This is a genomic window from Rhodococcus sp. T9N (assembly GCF_024436645.1).
GTDB lineage: Bacteria > Actinomycetota > Actinomycetes > Mycobacteriales > Mycobacteriaceae > Rhodococcus_F > Rhodococcus_F qingshengii.
In genome coordinates, this window is the sequence record NZ_JAMSKS010000018.1 from 33,229 (window position 1) to 48,283 (window position 15,055).

Genomic DNA, 15,055 nt, shown 5'->3' on the forward strand with positions numbered 1-15,055 from the left:
TACCTGCCCCTATTCGAAGGTAGCCTGCGTTTCATGACGAATCAGCCCATCGTGATCGACGACTCCTACACCGGTCAGGTCTCCCCCGATTCTGCCCCTCAGCGGCGCACAGTCGAAGGCGCCGTCATCACGAAGATGTCGGTCGGCCCCATGGACAACAACACTTACCTCGTCGCCTGTTCCACGACCGGGAAATCTCTCCTGATCGATGCGGCCAACGAAGCCGAGAAGATCATCGCGCTCATCGAACAGGAAGCACCTGTTTTCGATTCCATCGTCACCACCCACCAGCACGGCGATCACTGGTTGGCACTCGAAGACGTTCACGCCGCAACCAAGGTGCCGACCGCCGCGCACCCCCTCGACGCAGAGGTCCTTCCCGTCACCCCGGACGTACTCCTCGAAGACGGCGACAAGGTGACCGTTGGCAACTTGAGCCTCGACGTCATTCACCTGTCCGGCCACACGCCCGGCTCCATCGCGCTGGCTCTCACCGAACCGAGCGGACAGGTTCACCTCTTCACCGGCGACTCACTCTTCCCCGGCGGAGTAGGCAAGACCGCAGACCCCGAGAAGTTCACTTCTCTGCTCGACGACGTGGAAAACAAGCTGTTCGGAAGGTACGACGACGCGACCGTCGTCTACCCCGGGCATGGCAAGGACACGACGCTCGGCGCCGAGCGCCCGCACCTGGCGGAATGGCGCGAGCGCGGTTGGTGAAGTGTCAGGTTTTGGTTGGTCTTATGTGAGCGTTTATCGGATGTCGCGTCGGAGTTCTTTCAGCCGCGAACGTACAGGTGATATGGCCATCCCCTTCAGGTTCAGCGGAGGGTCGATATCTGCCAGTACATCGTGCTCAAGGGATCCGAGATTGTCGGGATCATCACTAGGAATCGCGATGACCTTTAGGTGCTCCTTCATCCACGAGGTGAGATACGCCTCATCGATTCGTGGGCTTTCAGCGGCGTGGGCGAGAATCGACCCTAGTGTCTTTCGAAATGTCGAGAATTCGTGATTGCCGCCAAGGTGCATGCCACAGACACGAGTCCACAATGTGTTCGCCGAACGCTTCCCACTCGGCCATCGGGTCGCACCAGCCAGTCCTGCGTAGATCAGTCCGGGTTCGACCAGTAGTTCGAGACCATCAGTCAGGTCAGATGCGCCGTCCTGGTCAACCCACCAGCTATAGAGACCAGGGGACTGTAGCTCCTCGCGCTTGCTCTCAAGCAACTCAGAGGGGGTGATCGAACGTGACTCGTCCAGCAGCATCGCGACGAATGATGCGGTGCCGCTCGGGAAGAATTCACCCGACCCGTGGTAAGACTCATCGATCACCTCCGGGTCTGACGAATACCACGCGAGTCGCTCGCCCAACGCGAGCCCTTCGAGTGGAGTAGTCACCGTGGCTCCCTTGGAGCTCAGCGCCGCTTTCGCCGCGTCGACATAGGCAGCGCCCGCGTGCATCTCGATGACCTTGCCTTGTAGGGGACCCGCCAATAATTCGAGACGTTCCGCGGTCCACAATCCCCACGCTGCGCGGTAGGCGGCGGGCATTTCCGGCAAGTACCGCTCATACGGTGCAATCCACGAATCTGGGGCCACAGGTCCGTGCTCTGCGGAGAGGACGAACCAGGGAACACGCTTGCTTTCTGCATACGCGCGTTGTTTTTTGAACAGCGCCGAGACATACAAGTCCTTGGCAGCGGCGGGCGCGGATCCCTTCGACTTGACACACGTGACAAGAAGGAGATCCGGCCGGGCGACGTTGTTGTCTGTGCCGGCTCCCAAAGCCAGCACAGTCGCGGCCGGAGAATACCGGTCAGATGTTGAAGTAGCCGCTTGAACTCGTTCTGCACGAACAAAAGTAACTTCCTGCCCCAGTTCCAGGCTGGCCACGCTGAACCCCGCTCGTTGCCACATTCGAACGTGAGGACGATCGCCCGACCACCAAGCTCGGTACCTCGATGCAGACGGCGGTAGCTCACCGACGATTGACTCAAGTTCCTGCCAGGTCAGATGAATCGAATCGTTGACCTCGACCAATGTCACTCTTAATGTGTCCCACTGCGCCACAGAAACAGTGTGCACCATATGACCCACAATCTATTGCAGACACGATTCCTTGCGCCTCAACTAAGTGGGCGCTTCGTCCGAACCATCGACGTGCGCACGTGCGGCAACCACGAACACGCCGTAAGCGGACAAACGGTAACGGATACTTCAGAACGGTGTGTCCGGATCAGTGGAGAAGTCATCGTCGCAGTACAGCGCGTTTCGGCGACCAGGAATCCGTCAACCGGGTCAGGCGTGCCGGGATCGCCGAACCGGACCAATTCCTTGTGAGATCGCTAGGGTGGAAAACGAACCTACATCGGGAGGCTTGAAACATGCTGGTACGTCGAATTGCTCGTCCACTGCTTTCCACGATCTTCATCGCCGGGGGAATCGATGCTTTGCGCAACCCTGCTCAGCGAGCAGCCAAAGCGTCACCGCTGATCGACAAATCCGTCGAGACGCTGCCAGGAGCAGTGACGCAGAAGGTGCCTGCTGATCCGGAAACACTCGTCAAGATCAACGCCGCCGTCCAGATCGGCGGCGGTGCCCTGCTGGCCACCGGCAAGGCGCCGCGGCTCGCGTCGTTGGTGCTCGCGGGGAGCCTGGTACCGACCACGCTTGCCGGTCACGACTTCTGGAACGAAACCGATCCGTCACTGCGAGCGATGCAGCGCACAAACTTCATCAAGAACGTCAGCTTGCTCGGCGGACTGATGATCGCCTCCGTCGACACCGAGGGCAAGCCGTCGCTCGGCTGGCGCGGCCGTCGCGCCGCGAAGAAAGCCCAGGCGTCTATCGCCGCAGCACTTCCATTGGTCGCATCGCAGACCGATCACACGAGCGATCGCGTCGAGCATGCTCTGTCGGTGGCTTCCGAACGCGGTTCCGAGCTTGCCGAAACCGCGAAGGCACACGGCACGGATTGGCTCGAACTTGCGAAGGAACGCAGCTCCGAGTTTGCGGAGATCGCGAGCAAGCGAGCCGCGGAATTCGGAGAGGTCGCCAAGGAACGCGGCCCGGACATCCTCGAAGTCGCGCAGAAGCGCGGCTCCGAACTGGCCGAGACCGCACGCGAGCGCAGCGCCGAACTGGCAGAGCTGGCGAGCAAGCGCAGCTCTGAGTTCGCCGAACTCGCCCTCGAGAAGAGCAACGAGTGGGCCGAAACGGCGTCGGAGCAGACCGAGGTGCTGGGTAAGCGTGCCCGAAAGCGCGCCGAGAAGGCGCTCGAAAAGGCTCGCGCCAAGAAGGACGAATTGACGCACTGAGTGCACCGAAAACACGGTCAGGCCACCTTCGGGTGGCCTGACCTGTATCTATGCGGCAGTTCATCTGGGGGAACTAGACTGTCTTGGCGCTTTTGCAGCGCGTGAATTTCTCATCAAGCCTAGGAGATCCTTTGCCCGACGCGGACCCGTCACTGAACGAGCAAGAGCTCGAGCAGCAGTACGTGACGATGTTGTACTCCCGTCTCGACGATCTTCGAAAGTATGCCCAAACTCGCTTGAGCACGGTGCTCCTCGAGACCGGCGGAACCCCGCAAGCACGCAGTGAACGCGAATCCTTCAATGCCATGTACACCGAGGATCTCGCCAAGTACGACGCAGCCGAGAACGGAATGTGTTTCGGACGCATCGACTTCGACGACGAGCGACGCTACGTCGGCCGACTCGGAATTCTGGACACCGACAACGACTACGAAACGCTACTGCTCGACTGGCGAGCTCCGATGGCACGCCCGTTCTATCTGGCGACGCCCGCGGCACCTGAGGGCGTCAAGCGACGACGCCATATCCGCAGTCGGAGCCGAACAGTCACCGGAATCAACGACGAATACCTGGACCTCGACGCTGCCCGAGCCGCCGGCGTGGTGACCGAAGCCGGTGGCGTCGCCGGTGAGAGCGCACTCCTGGACGCTCTGAACGCAGCGCGTACGGGTCAGATGAACGACATCGTCGAGACCATTCAGAGTGAGCAGGATGCCATCATCCGCTCCGAGCACAAAAGCGTTCTGGTGGTCCAGGGCGGTCCGGGTACCGGCAAAACCGCAGTCGCCCTTCACCGTGCCGCCTTCTTGCTCTACACCTACCGCCAGCAACTGGCCAAGGCCGGTGTTCTCATCATCGGGCCGAACGCGACGTTCCTCGACTACATCAGCCAGGTCCTTCCTTCACTCGGTGAGACCGGAGTTCTACTCTCGACGATCGGGGACCTGTACCCCGGAGTGCGTGCGACTCGTACGGATTCCCTCGCCGCCGGTGAGATCAAGGGTTCCCTCGCGATCCTCGACGTGCTCAAGAACGCCGTCCGGGATCGGCAGGAAGTTCCGTCGAAGCCGATTACCCTTCGATTCGACACGTACGACTTGAAGCTGGATCGAAAGACTGTCACGAAGGCGCGCGGGCGTGCTCGGTCGTCGCGTCGCCCACACAACCTGGCGCGCCCGATCTTCGTGGCAGCAGTCATCGAGGCGTTGGCACTGCAGATGGCCGAACTCATCGGCGGAAACCTCGTCGACGGTGGGTCACTCCTCAGTCGGGACGACATCGCCGACATTCGCGACGAGATGCGTGAGGACCCTGACATCATGTCCGCCATCGGAAAGCTGTGGCCCGAATTGTCGCCGCAGCAAATCCTCGCGGAACTGTGGACGTCGCCGGCGAGGTTGGCCAAGGCAGCGCCGCAACTCGACGACGCCCAACGCGACGAGCTTCTGCAGAGCGTCGGACCGGGTTTCAGTGCGGCCGATGCTCCCCTGCTCGACGAACTGGCCGAGATTCTCGGCGTCGACGACGCCGCCGAACGCGAACGCGCACAACGTGAATGGCGCGCGCAGATCGCCGACGCCCAGGGCGCCCTCGACATCCTCACCGGGTCTGCACCACAGGATCTCGAAGACGAGATGGATCCCGAGATCTTGATGGCGTACGACTTGATCGACGCCAGCCAACTCGCCCAACGCCACGATCAGGGCCAGCGCCAGACCACGGCAGAACGCGCTGCCGGCGACCGAACCTGGACCTACGGTCACGTGATCGTCGACGAAGCCCAAGAGCTCTCCGAAATGGCGTGGCGAATGCTGATGCGGCGCATACCGAATCGCTGGATGACGTTGGTCGGCGATACAGCTCAGACCGGTGATCCCGCGGGAACTTCGTCCTGGCAGAAGATTCTCGAGCCTTACGTCGCCAAGCGCTGGAAGCTCACCGAACTGACCGTCAACTACCGAACTCCCTCGGAGATCATGGATGTCGCGCACCGTGTGCTCGAAGAGATCGACCCGGAGCAATCCGTGCCCCGGTCGGTACGCGACAGCGGATTCGCGCCGTGGGCGCTCAAGACCACGGCCGAAGAATTGGAATCGACCGTGCGCCGTTGCATCGAGTCCGAGTCGCATCCCGGTATCACCGCAGTGATCGCCGGTTCCGAGGTTGTTGCCGATCTGGCGGGCCTAGCGAGTGACACCGTAAGCGTCCTGTCCGTCAAGGACGTCAAGGGACTCGAGTTCGACACCGTGTTGATCGTCGAACCTGCCGACATTCTCGACGAGTCACCACGCGGAATGAACGACCTCTACGTCGCATTGACCCGCGCTACCCAGAGGCTCGGCATCATTCACGTCGAGTCGCTCCCCGCGGTTCTCGACGGCGTCGAAGCAGCAGAGTTGGCCTTCGATTCGTGAGCATCACGGAGTAGGTTCGTGCGTGACACCACGAATGGTGGTGTCACTCCAATTTGTGTCGACGACTGAAGGAATGACCCCTCGTGCTTGGCCTGCCCGCAAGTTCCGCCGCACCCATCCGCAAGATCGCTCGCGTGGTGATCGGCGTCGGGATGCTTGCGGCGGTGACAGCCGGTTGCTCAGAGGATGATTCGAGTTCGACGGCTGCTGCCGGCAGCGACGACATCGCTGCTGTTGCTGCCGCACCGACAGAAAAACCGGTAGACGAGGCAGATCGGCTGCGGGCGGCGCTTGCGTCTACCGGGGTCACGCCCGCCTTTTCCGACGACATGTTGCAGGCGCTCGGTGACGGCGTCTGCCAGCAGCTCGCGGCCGGAACGGATCGAGCGATGATCATCGCGAATCTGCGGGCGGTATCGCTGAACGGAGCAAGCGAACCAATGGTCACCTCCGGAAACGGCTCGGCCGCATCGACAACACCCCCCAGCGCCGATCAGCTGGCTGAAGTGTTCGTCGATGCGGCCGAGGCCGACTACTGCCGGTAGTTCAGCGAACGGTGTGCACGATCAGGACATCGGACGTCGCCTTGCGAGCGGCATCGGAAGGCACCGATCCGAGTAGACGCCCGGTCAACGTGTTCAATCCGCGATTTCCGACGACCAGCAAGTCGCCCTTCACCTCGTCGAGCAAAGCGAGAAGCGATTCGACGGGAGCGCCGACGACGGCGCGCTCGACAACATCCTTTGCCCCCTGGGCATGTGCGCGCTCACGAGCGGTGCGAAGGATCTCGTAGGTCGGAGCGGAACCGGTGACCTGGTAGGCCTCGTTACCCAACGCATCAGCGGCAGCGCTCACGTCCTTGGGATCAGCCGGGTAGTACGCACACGCGATGACGAGCTGAGCGTCCGAGCCACTGGCAATGGCGGCAGCTCTGTCGACTGCCTTCAGTGACGACTCGGAGCCATCGGTTCCTACGACAACGGTCCGGTAGGCACTCATTCATTCCTCCATGGTTACGGGACGGACGGTACGGCCGGCACCGGGCGCAACGCTGTTGCGCCCGCTCGACAACCGCTGCGCTGACATTAGCGGGATTGTGCCGCGGATAGTGTTATTTGCAGTACACGCCACAAGCCCACAGTGAATGTGATTCTTCGTCACAGACACATTTGTTCGGTGGTGACCACTCAGCGAAGTTTGCCAAAGCGGGGCCCGAACAGCGCCGCCGGAAATACTTCCTGCTCGACCAGGGCGGTACGCCACGGCGTCGCCAATTCCAGCAACCGCTTGGCACCCTCCTCACCCAGCGCATCCCACGGAGCCAAAGCGAGGTCGTCCGTCAGGTCTTCGACGACGTCACGCAAGTCCTGCCCGTCCTCGGTCAGCGCACCGGACGAACGATCCAGCAGTTCGCGGTCCTTCAAACTCTCGACGGCCTCGTCCCACTGTTCCTGCGACCATCCGCGACGAGTCTGCGCGAATTTGCGCTGAAACCCGATTCCCGTCGCGGTGTGCGTGATCAACGCGTCCAGGCCGTTCAATCCCGCGGTCTGAAGGGCCGCAATGTGGCCGTCACCGCGATACTCACGCAGCAGTGTCAGCGCGTGCCAGAAACGCAGGTGCGGCTCGGCCGGCCAGTCGAGCGACGCCCAACCCGCGTACAGAGGGCGGCCGTCCACTCCAGGAATGTTCTGGGCAGCGATCGACACGAGTTCGGCGGCCTCGGCCATGTCCGCCGATCCTGTCACGTCTGCACCGAACAGGCGGACGTACGCCGCGTCGATTGCCCGATACCGCGCGGCGACAACCTCTGTGGGCCTTGCCAATTCCCAGGCACGTGGGATGACACTGGCGATCAATTCAGGATTGAAGTTGAAGAAGGTGGCCGTGACGACAGTCGCGGGTGGAGCGCCGAGCGGAGCTGATCGCCCGGCAAAGTACACCATTCGGCCAGGCTCCAACCCGACGCCGACAAGTTCCTTCTCCGTCTCCGGGACGAAGTACGCCAAGGAATGGAGAAGTTCGAGAGTCCGCGCGGTCTTGCCTGCAGTCTGTGCATCCATACCTGAAACCGTAGCGGTCGAAAGCACGAACGCACGCGAGGCGACCTACTTGAGACCCGCGGCGTCCATTCCTCGAAGCTCCTTCTTCAAATCCGAGATTTCGTCTCGCAATCGCCCAGCCAACTCGAACTGAAGGTCACGTGCAGCGTTCATCATCTGATCGGTGAGTTCCTTGACCAGATCTGCCAATTCGGCCCGAGGCATCGATTTGGTGTCGCGCCCCTCGTACACACCCGCACTGACCGCACGACCGGCCTCACCCTGCGCACGCCGACCACGCGTCGCATTGCGACCCGAACCACCGACGTCCACGGACGCCGCAGTGTCCTCTGCCTCCTCGTACACCTGATCGAGAATGTCCGCGATCTTCTTGCGTAGAGGTTGTGGGTCGACGCCCATCTTCTCGTTGTAGGCGACCTGCTTCTCGCGTCGTCGCTCGGTTTCCTCGATGGCCTGCGCCATGGAAGCGGTGATCTTGTCCGCATACATGTGCACTTGACCGGATACATTTCGAGCCGCTCGGCCGATCGTCTGAATGAGGCTGGTGGAGCTACGTAGGAAACCTTCTTTGTCGGCATCGAGAATCGCGACCAGCGACACCTCGGGAAGGTCGAGTCCCTCACGCAGGAGGTTGATGCCGACCAGCACGTCGTACTCCCCCAGGCGGAGCTGACGGAGCAACTCGACTCGCCGGAGCGTATCGATATCCGAGTGCAGGTAGCGGACGCGAATACCGAGTTCGAGCAGGTAATCGGTCAGATCTTCCGACATCTTCTTGGTCAACGTCGTGACCAGCACACGCTCGTCACGTTCCGCTCGCTCGCGGATTTCGTGAACGAGATCGTCGATCTGTCCCTTGGTGGGTTTGACGATGACCTCGGGATCGATCAATCCGGTCGGGCGGATCACCTGCTCGACGAACTCACCGCCGGACTGACCCAACTCGTACTTACCTGGTGTCGCCGACAAGTAGACGGTCTGACCGATCCGCTGACTGAATTCTTCCCAAGTCAGAGGGCGGTTGTCTGTTGCCGACGGTAGCCGGAATCCGAACTCGACCAGGTTTCGCTTGCGCGACATATCGCCCTCGTACATGGCGCCGATCTGAGGAACCGTCACGTGCGACTCGTCGATGACCAGAAGGAAATCTTCCGGGAAGTAGTCGATCAAGGTTGCGGGGGCAGTTCCAGGGCCACGGCCGTCGATGTGGCGCGAGTAGTTCTCGATGCCGGAGCAGAATCCGACCTGTTTGATCATCTCGAGGTCGTATTGCGTACGCATGCGCAGACGCTGAGCCTCGAGGAGCTTGCCCTTGCCTTCGAGCTCGGCGAGTCGCTCTTCGAGTTCCGCCTCGATGTCCTTGGCGGCACGCTCCATGCGTTCAGGGCCGGCGACGTAGTGCGTCGCCGGGAAGATACGAACCGTGTCGACCTGGCGAACGATGTCACCAGTCAGTGGATGGAGGTAGTACAGTGCCTCGATCTCGTCACCGAAGAATTCGATGCGGACCGCCAGCTCTTCGTACGACGGAATGATCTCGACCGTGTCGCCGCGCACGCGGAACGAACCTCGCGTGAACGCCATGTCGTTGCGGTTGTACTGAACGTCGACGAGCAGACGCAGGAACGCATCCCGCGGCACCTCCACACCGACGTCCAGCTGAATCGAGCGATCGAGGTACGACTGCGGTGTACCGAGGCCGTAGATGCACGACACCGATGCCACCACGACCACGTCCCGTCGTGACAGAAGGCTGGACGTCGCCGAGTGGCGCAGCCGCTCGACATCGTCGTTGACGGACGAATCCTTCTCGATGTAGGTGTCCGTCTGGGCGATGTACGCCTCGGGTTGGTAGTAGTCGTAGTACGAGACGAAGTACTCGACCGCGTTGTTGGGTAGCATTTCCCGAAGCTCGTTCGCGAGCTGAGCCGCCAAAGTCTTGTTCGGAGCCATCACCAGAGCCGGGCGCTGCAGCTTCTCGATCAACCACGCAGTCGTGGCCGACTTACCGGTACCGGTCGCACCGAGGAGGACTACGTCCTTCTCCCCCTCGTTGATTCGTTTCTCCAGCTCGGCGATAGCTGCCGGCTGATCGCCTGCCGGTTCGTACGGGCTGACGACCTCGAAGCGCGCGTCTGAGCGCTCGATGTCACCAACCGGCCGAAACTCGGAATGCGCGACCACGGGATGTTCGGAAGCAAACGCCATGAAACCAGGGTAAGCGCACCTACCGACACAATGCCCGCTCGTCCGCGTTCAGCCGAAAATGCAGTTCGGCGGTAGGTTCTTCGACCATGAGCGAGGAACGTCCCCACATTCACCGGCCGAAGGTCGAAACCTTCGACATCGCAGCTCGCACCAACGTCGATCCCAAGGGCTTCGTTCGCCCGGTCGAGCACTACCGCGAAGAACCGTGGGGGCTGTACATGGCGCGCCACGCCGACCATCCCCGGTTTCACTACCTGGAGTCCTGGATCATTCCCGAACTCGGAATTCGGGCGTCGATCCTGCACTTCACCCCGGAACACATCCGAGACTGGGATTTCTATGTCGACATCGGCGACTTCATCCGCGGCGACCAGGTCTGGACGTCCGAGGACCACTACCTCGACCTGATCGTGCAGACCGGACGCAGCGTCGAATTGCTCGACGTCGACGAATTGCTCGAGGCGAACACCGCCGGGATTCTCGACCCGAAGACGTCAGAGCGTGCGATGCTGAACGCGGCCCGCGCTATCGACGGCATCGCCGCCCACGGTCACGATCTCGACGCCTGGCTCACCTCGGTGGGCATGCCGGTCACGTGGCGCTGAGTGGCTAGAGGGACCAGCCTGATTTCTCGGCCCACTCCCATGCCCGGTGGAAAGCGGCGTCGAACCACGGCGTCTTGACTCCCAGGTAGGCGTCGATCGCAGCGGCGTAGTCGTCGATGCCGGCGGCACTCTCGGCTGCCTTGACCTTGAGTTCGGCATATTCGGCACGCGCCGACGCATCGGAGCGAAGCCAGTCGCGGAAGAGGATCGCGAACTGCTGACCTGGCCAACCGTCCACCCGAATGTGAATGTTCGCGCGGCGCCCTGGATCGGCACTCCCGTGGATCCGCTTCGCCCACACCGCCGGATCGGTCTCGCCACCGAGGTACGACGGTTTCGGGTCGTCGGCGACGATGTGCTCGATCCGGGGGAACCCGGCAGCGGCCAGATCTTCCGCGAGGTCGTCGGCAACGCCGAGGTGCTCGACAGTGATCTGAATGTCGATCACGTCCTTGGCATCGAGACCAGGCACTGCGGTCGATCCGATGTGATCGATACGGCGCGCGCGGTCACCGGACGCCAACGACAACCGGCCGATGATTCGTTCGGCCTGCGCCGGCCACGACGGGTCGGCTGGAGTCAGCTCGGGCAGTGCGCGCACTACCGTGCCCTCGCGGAGGTTCTTCTCGAAGGGAACAAGTCGATTCGCCCACAAGTCGCGGACCACGTCGTCGAGTGAACCCGGCTCTCCGCTGTTGTCGAGCCACACGTCGGCAACAGCACGACGCTGATCGTCATTTGCCTGCGCTGCGATGCGCGCACGAGCGTCGGATTCAGGCATGCCGCGCGAGTCCACCAAGCGTCGAACTCGTTCCTCCTCGTCGACGTAGACGATGACGACCAGATTGAATGCCGGCGCCATCGAACCCTCGACCAACAGCGGAATATCTTGAACGAGCACTGCATCCGACGGCGCAGACGAAATCTGCTCCATCGTCCGCGCACCGATCAGTGGGTGGAGGATGCCGTTGAGAGTTCCGCGTGACGTGTCGTCGGCAAACGCCAACGACGCCAGCGCGGGTCGGTTGAGGCTGCCGTCCTCGGACAGAATCCCGTCGCCGAATGCATCGACCAGAGCGGCAAGTCCCGCAGTACCGGGCTCGACCACTTCTCGGGCGATCAGGTCGGCGTCGACGATGACGGCTCCCAGTTCGCTGAGGATTTTCGACACTGTCGACTTACCGGCTCCGATGCCTCCAGTGAGGCCAACTCTCAACACACTCGACAGTCTCTCATCTCCGCGCCCGAGAGATTCAGACACGCCTACTGATCGAACACGCCGGGGCGTTCGAGGCTCAAATACCACAATTTCGGTGACCGTGCGGTTATGTTCTAGCGAACGCACCTGTACCTGCACCTTCTCGAGAAAGTGGACGCCATGCGAGCAGATCGCGACCATCACGGTCAGCACCGCCTCGGAATGCCGAACGGCGTGCACTGCATAGAGTTTCCCGAAGTTGCTTTTGCCCTGGCAGAGCACCGTCGTACGTGGTTCACGATGCTCGTGAGCCAAGGCCGACACAGCTTCGCGTCGATGCGTAAGCGCACAGCCGAAGCGACCGCCACCTACTGGGTGCCTGCTCCCGCAAACTGAGTTCTCTTCACGAAGTACAAAATGACCGGCAACCCTTCGGTGCCGGTCATTTTTGTGTTCACTCACTGAATTGATTCTTCGCTCGCAAGTGACACCTGGCAGAGAAAAGAACCCCGCCCCTGCACGTGCAGGGGCGGGGTTCTTCACAGATCTCGCCTGATCAGATCAAGCGGTAATCCTTATGCGTTGCCCGACAGCTTCTCGCGAAGTGCGGCGAGCTGTGCATCGCTGGCAAGCGATCCGCCAGCGGACTCGGCCGGAGCGGAGCCGGCAGCAGCCGGAGCCTCGGCGTCGTCTGCAGCAGCCGTCTCCGAGGAGTAGCCGGCAGCAGCGGTGGCAGCCTCAGCGGCCTCGTCTGCAGCGGTCTTCTCCATCTGAGCGGTGTGCATCTTGTGGCGACGCTCAGCCTCGGCGTAGCGGTTCTCCCACTCTTCACGCTGCTTGTCGAAGCCCTCGAGCCATTCGTTGGTCTCGGGATCGAAGCCCTCGGGGAAGATGTAGTTGCCCTGCTCGTCGTACGAGTCGGCCATGCCGTACTTGGACGGATCGAACTCGGCGTTGTAATCCTCGTTGGCCTGCTTCAGCGACAGCGAGATACGACGACGCTCGAGGTCGATGTCGATGACCTTGACGAGTGCATCGTCGCCGACGCCGACAACCTGGTCCGGAACCTCGACGTGGCGCTCAGCGAGCTCCGAGATGTGAACGAGGCCTTCGATTCCCTCTTCGACGCGCACGAATGCACCGAACGGAACCAGCTTCGTGACCTTGCCGGGCACGATCTGGCCGATGGCGTGCGTGCGGGCGAACTGACGCCACGGATCTTCCTGCGTTGCCTTGAGCGACAGGGAGACGCGCTCGCGGTCCAGGTCGACGTCGAGAACCTCGACGGTGACCTCGGTGCCGACCTCGACAACCTCGGACGGGTGATCGATGTGCTTCCAAGACAGCTCGGAAACGTGAACCAGACCGTCTACGCCGCCCAGGTCCACGAATGCACCGAAGTTGACGATGGAGGACACGACGCCCTTGCGGACCTGGCCCTTCTGGAGCTGGTGCAGGAATTCGCTGCGAACCTCGGACTGAGTCTGCTCGAGCCATGCGCGGCGCGACAGGACCACGTTGTTGCGGTTCTTGTCGAGCTCGATGATCTTGGCCTCGATCTCCTTGCCGACGTACGGCTGGAGGTCGCGGACGCGACGCATTTCGACGAGCGAAGCGGGGAGGAAGCCACGAAGACCGATGTCAAGGATGAGGCCGCCCTTGACGACCTCGATGACGGTGCCCTTGACGGCCTCGTCCTTCTCCTTGAGCTCCTCGATGGTGCCCCAGGCACGCTCGTACTGAGCGCGCTTCTTCGACAGGATCAGTCGACCTTCTTTGTCCTCCTTGGTGAGGACGAGAGCCTCGACCGCATCTCCCACGGAGACGACCTCATTGGGGTCGACGTCGTGCTTGATGGAGAGCTCACGAGAAGGGATGACGCCTTCGGTCTTGTAACCGATGTCGAGCAGAACCTCGTCGCGGTCGACCTTGACGATGGTTCCTTCGACGATGTCGCCATCGTTGAAGTACTTGATCGTGGCATCGATGGCGGCGAGGAAGTCCTCGGCGGAGCCAATGTCGTTAATGGCAACCTGCGGCGAGGTGACGGTTGTGGAGGGCATATGTTGAATTGCTCCGGACGAGTTGTGGTCGGTTGATGGATTTTGTCGGACGAGATGCGCAACTGTGGCGTACAAATGTTGGAAGTACTTTGTGAAGTACTAGATCGAAGTACCCAGCTGCATCAATAACGAACAACCGAATACCGGATCACATTCCACACCGCGGAAGCGCACCGCGAGCTCCCTCGGTCCGACTGATTCCGAGACCTTGGTAAAGATCTCGTATAGACAATCGGTCGGATGACAGACACTCGCGTGAGTAAGACTACGCGTCGGCTATCTTGCCGGGCAAACCCGGGTACCCTGCGCCCGCATCACCCGTTCTACTGTGTTGTTCATGTCTGACGAGCGCCATGCCGCTGCCAATTCCATTCTCGGTACCAGCGGCGTCGGCCGAGTCCGTGTCGATTCGAGTGCCAGCGACCGCGCCAGCCGTGCGTGGTGGGACGCCGACGCCGACGATTACCACCGAACCCACGGCGAGTTTCTGGGCGTGAACAGCGCGGAAGGTGAATTCGTCTGGTGCCCCGAAGGGCTGCACGAGGGCGATCATCACTTGCTCGGCGACATAGTCGACAAAGACATATTGGAAGTGGGTTGCGGCTCGGCACCGTGTGCCCGATGGCTCGCCGGACATGGTGCTCGGGCCGTCGGTCTCGACATCTCGATGGGGATGCTCGCCCGCGGGCAGGACGCGATGAATGCCGGCGGACCGGCAGTCCCGTTGATTCAGGCAAGTGCGGAACTCCTGCCGTTTGCCGACGAGAGTTTCGACATCGTCTGTTCCGCGTTCGGCGCCGTCCCGTTCGTTGCCGATTCGCAGCGAGTGATGAACGAAGTCGCCCGGGTTCTGCGTCCCGGCGGATCGTGGGTCTTTGCCGTCAACCATCCGATTCGATGGATCTTCCCCGACGATCCCGGGCCGAAGGGCTTGACCGCGACCCTCCCCTACTTCGACCGCACCCCGTATGTCGAGGTCGATGACAACGGAGTCCCCACCTACGTCGAGCATCACCGCACCATCGGCGACCGGGTTCGTGAGATCGTCGCCGCCGGACTTCAGGTGCGCGACATCATCGAGCCCGAATGGCCGGAGTGGTTGGACCGCGAATGGGGACAGTGGAGTCCCCTGCGCGGCCAACTCTTTCCGGGCACTGCAATTTTCAGCGCCGTCAAACCCTGAC

General features: G+C 61.7%; 13 protein-coding genes. 7 read left to right on the top strand and 6 right to left on the bottom strand.

Annotation, left to right across the window (positions count from 1 at the left end):
* Window positions 1-33: 33 nt before the first annotated feature.
* Window positions 34-720 carry an MBL fold metallo-hydrolase gene (locus M1L53_RS24860; RefSeq protein ID WP_054187410.1) on the top strand — a complete coding sequence of 229 codons (687 nt, stop codon included), beginning with the start codon at window positions 34-36 and terminating at the stop codon, window positions 718-720.
* Between the two features lie 33 nt (window positions 721-753).
* Here the strand turns inward: M1L53_RS24860 and M1L53_RS24865 are convergent, their stop codons facing one another.
* Window positions 754-1,896: a DUF6884 domain-containing protein gene (locus M1L53_RS24865; protein ID WP_231783408.1), complete on the bottom strand. Its 1,143-nt coding sequence runs from the start codon at window positions 1,894-1,896 to the stop codon at window positions 754-756.
* Between the two features lie 491 nt (window positions 1,897-2,387).
* On the opposite strand from M1L53_RS24865, the gene M1L53_RS24870 reads away from it, so the two are divergent.
* The 3 genes from M1L53_RS24870 to M1L53_RS24880 all read left to right on the top strand — a co-directional run bounded on the left by M1L53_RS24870 (window position 2,388) and on the right by M1L53_RS24880 (window position 6,279).
* Window positions 2,388-3,320, top strand: a complete 933-nt coding sequence (locus M1L53_RS24870; RefSeq protein WP_003944048.1) for a DoxX family protein — start codon at window positions 2,388-2,390, stop codon at window positions 3,318-3,320.
* A 131-nt stretch (window positions 3,321-3,451) separates the two neighbouring features.
* On the top strand, window positions 3,452-5,734 hold the full coding sequence (locus M1L53_RS24875; protein WP_054187411.1) for an ATP-binding domain-containing protein: 2,283 nt from the start codon (window positions 3,452-3,454) through the stop codon (window positions 5,732-5,734).
* An 83-nt stretch (window positions 5,735-5,817) separates the two neighbouring features.
* Window positions 5,818-6,279 carry a DUF732 domain-containing protein gene (locus M1L53_RS24880; RefSeq protein WP_007728747.1) on the top strand — a complete coding sequence of 154 codons (462 nt, stop codon included), beginning with the start codon at window positions 5,818-5,820 and terminating at the stop codon, window positions 6,277-6,279.
* 1 nt (window position 6,280) lies between these two features.
* Here the strand turns inward: M1L53_RS24880 and M1L53_RS24885 are convergent, their stop codons facing one another.
* The 3 genes from M1L53_RS24885 to uvrB all read right to left on the bottom strand — a co-directional run bounded on the left by M1L53_RS24885 (window position 6,281) and on the right by uvrB (window position 10,005).
* Window positions 6,281-6,733 carry a universal stress protein gene (locus M1L53_RS24885; protein WP_003944055.1) on the bottom strand — a complete coding sequence of 151 codons (453 nt, stop codon included), beginning with the start codon at window positions 6,731-6,733 and terminating at the stop codon, window positions 6,281-6,283.
* A 188-nt stretch (window positions 6,734-6,921) separates the two neighbouring features.
* Complete coding sequence (locus M1L53_RS24890) at window positions 6,922-7,797, bottom strand: SCO6745 family protein (RefSeq protein WP_007728746.1); 876 nt, start codon at window positions 7,795-7,797, stop codon at window positions 6,922-6,924.
* Window positions 7,798-7,842: 45 nt separating this feature from the next.
* The gene (uvrB, locus tag M1L53_RS24895) at window positions 7,843-10,005 is read right to left on the bottom strand and encodes an excinuclease ABC subunit UvrB (protein WP_007728743.1); all 2,163 of its coding nucleotides are present in this window, start codon (window positions 10,003-10,005) and stop codon (window positions 7,843-7,845) included.
* Window positions 10,006-10,091: 86 nt separating this feature from the next.
* On the opposite strand from uvrB, the gene M1L53_RS24900 reads away from it, so the two are divergent.
* Window positions 10,092-10,610, top strand: a complete 519-nt coding sequence (locus M1L53_RS24900; protein ID WP_054187412.1) for a DUF402 domain-containing protein — start codon at window positions 10,092-10,094, stop codon at window positions 10,608-10,610.
* 4 nt (window positions 10,611-10,614) lie between these two features.
* Here the strand turns inward: M1L53_RS24900 and coaE are convergent, their stop codons facing one another.
* On the bottom strand, window positions 10,615-11,829 hold the full coding sequence (gene coaE / locus M1L53_RS24905; RefSeq protein ID WP_054187413.1) for a dephospho-CoA kinase: 1,215 nt from the start codon (window positions 11,827-11,829) through the stop codon (window positions 10,615-10,617).
* A gap of 159 nt (window positions 11,830-11,988) precedes the next feature.
* Between coaE and M1L53_RS24910 the strand changes: the two genes are divergently transcribed.
* Window positions 11,989-12,204 (top strand): hypothetical protein, encoded by a 216-nt coding sequence (locus M1L53_RS24910; RefSeq protein ID WP_003944056.1) that lies wholly within the window; start codon window positions 11,989-11,991, stop codon window positions 12,202-12,204.
* A gap of 179 nt (window positions 12,205-12,383) precedes the next feature.
* On the opposite strand, the gene rpsA is transcribed toward M1L53_RS24910, so the two are convergent.
* Window positions 12,384-13,871, bottom strand: a complete 1,488-nt coding sequence (gene rpsA / locus M1L53_RS24915; RefSeq protein WP_003944095.1) for a 30S ribosomal protein S1 — start codon at window positions 13,869-13,871, stop codon at window positions 12,384-12,386.
* A 337-nt stretch (window positions 13,872-14,208) separates the two neighbouring features.
* Here rpsA and M1L53_RS24920 point away from each other — a divergent pair, with 337 nt between their 5' ends.
* A complete protein-coding gene (locus M1L53_RS24920; RefSeq protein WP_007728737.1) occupies window positions 14,209-15,054 on the top strand; it encodes a class I SAM-dependent methyltransferase in 846 nt (281 codons plus the stop codon).
* Window position 15,055 lies beyond the last annotated feature (1 nt).

What these genes read in the sequence shown, in the direction of transcription:
- M1L53_RS24860 (WP_054187410.1), top strand. Translation starts at nt 34, where the DNA reads ATGACGAATCAGCCCATCGTGATCGACGACTCCTACACCGGTCAGGTC.
- M1L53_RS24870 (WP_003944048.1), top strand. Translation starts at nt 2,388, where the DNA reads ATGCTGGTACGTCGAATTGCTCGTCCACTGCTTTCCACGATCTTCATC.
- M1L53_RS24885 (WP_003944055.1), bottom strand. Translation starts at nt 6,733, where the DNA reads ATGAGTGCCTACCGGACCGTTGTCGTAGGAACCGATGGCTCCGAGTCG.
- M1L53_RS24890 (WP_007728746.1), bottom strand. Translation starts at nt 7,797, where the DNA reads ATGGATGCACAGACTGCAGGCAAGACCGCGCGGACTCTCGAACTTCTC.
- uvrB (WP_007728743.1), bottom strand. Translation starts at nt 10,005, where the DNA reads ATGGCGTTTGCTTCCGAACATCCCGTGGTCGCGCATTCCGAGTTTCGG.
- M1L53_RS24900 (WP_054187412.1), top strand. Translation starts at nt 10,092, where the DNA reads ATGAGCGAGGAACGTCCCCACATTCACCGGCCGAAGGTCGAAACCTTC.
- M1L53_RS24910 (WP_003944056.1), top strand. Translation starts at nt 11,989, where the DNA reads ATGCGAGCAGATCGCGACCATCACGGTCAGCACCGCCTCGGAATGCCG.
- rpsA (WP_003944095.1), bottom strand. Translation starts at nt 13,871, where the DNA reads ATGCCCTCCACAACCGTCACCTCGCCGCAGGTTGCCATTAACGACATT.
- M1L53_RS24920 (WP_007728737.1), top strand. Translation starts at nt 14,209, where the DNA reads ATGTCTGACGAGCGCCATGCCGCTGCCAATTCCATTCTCGGTACCAGC.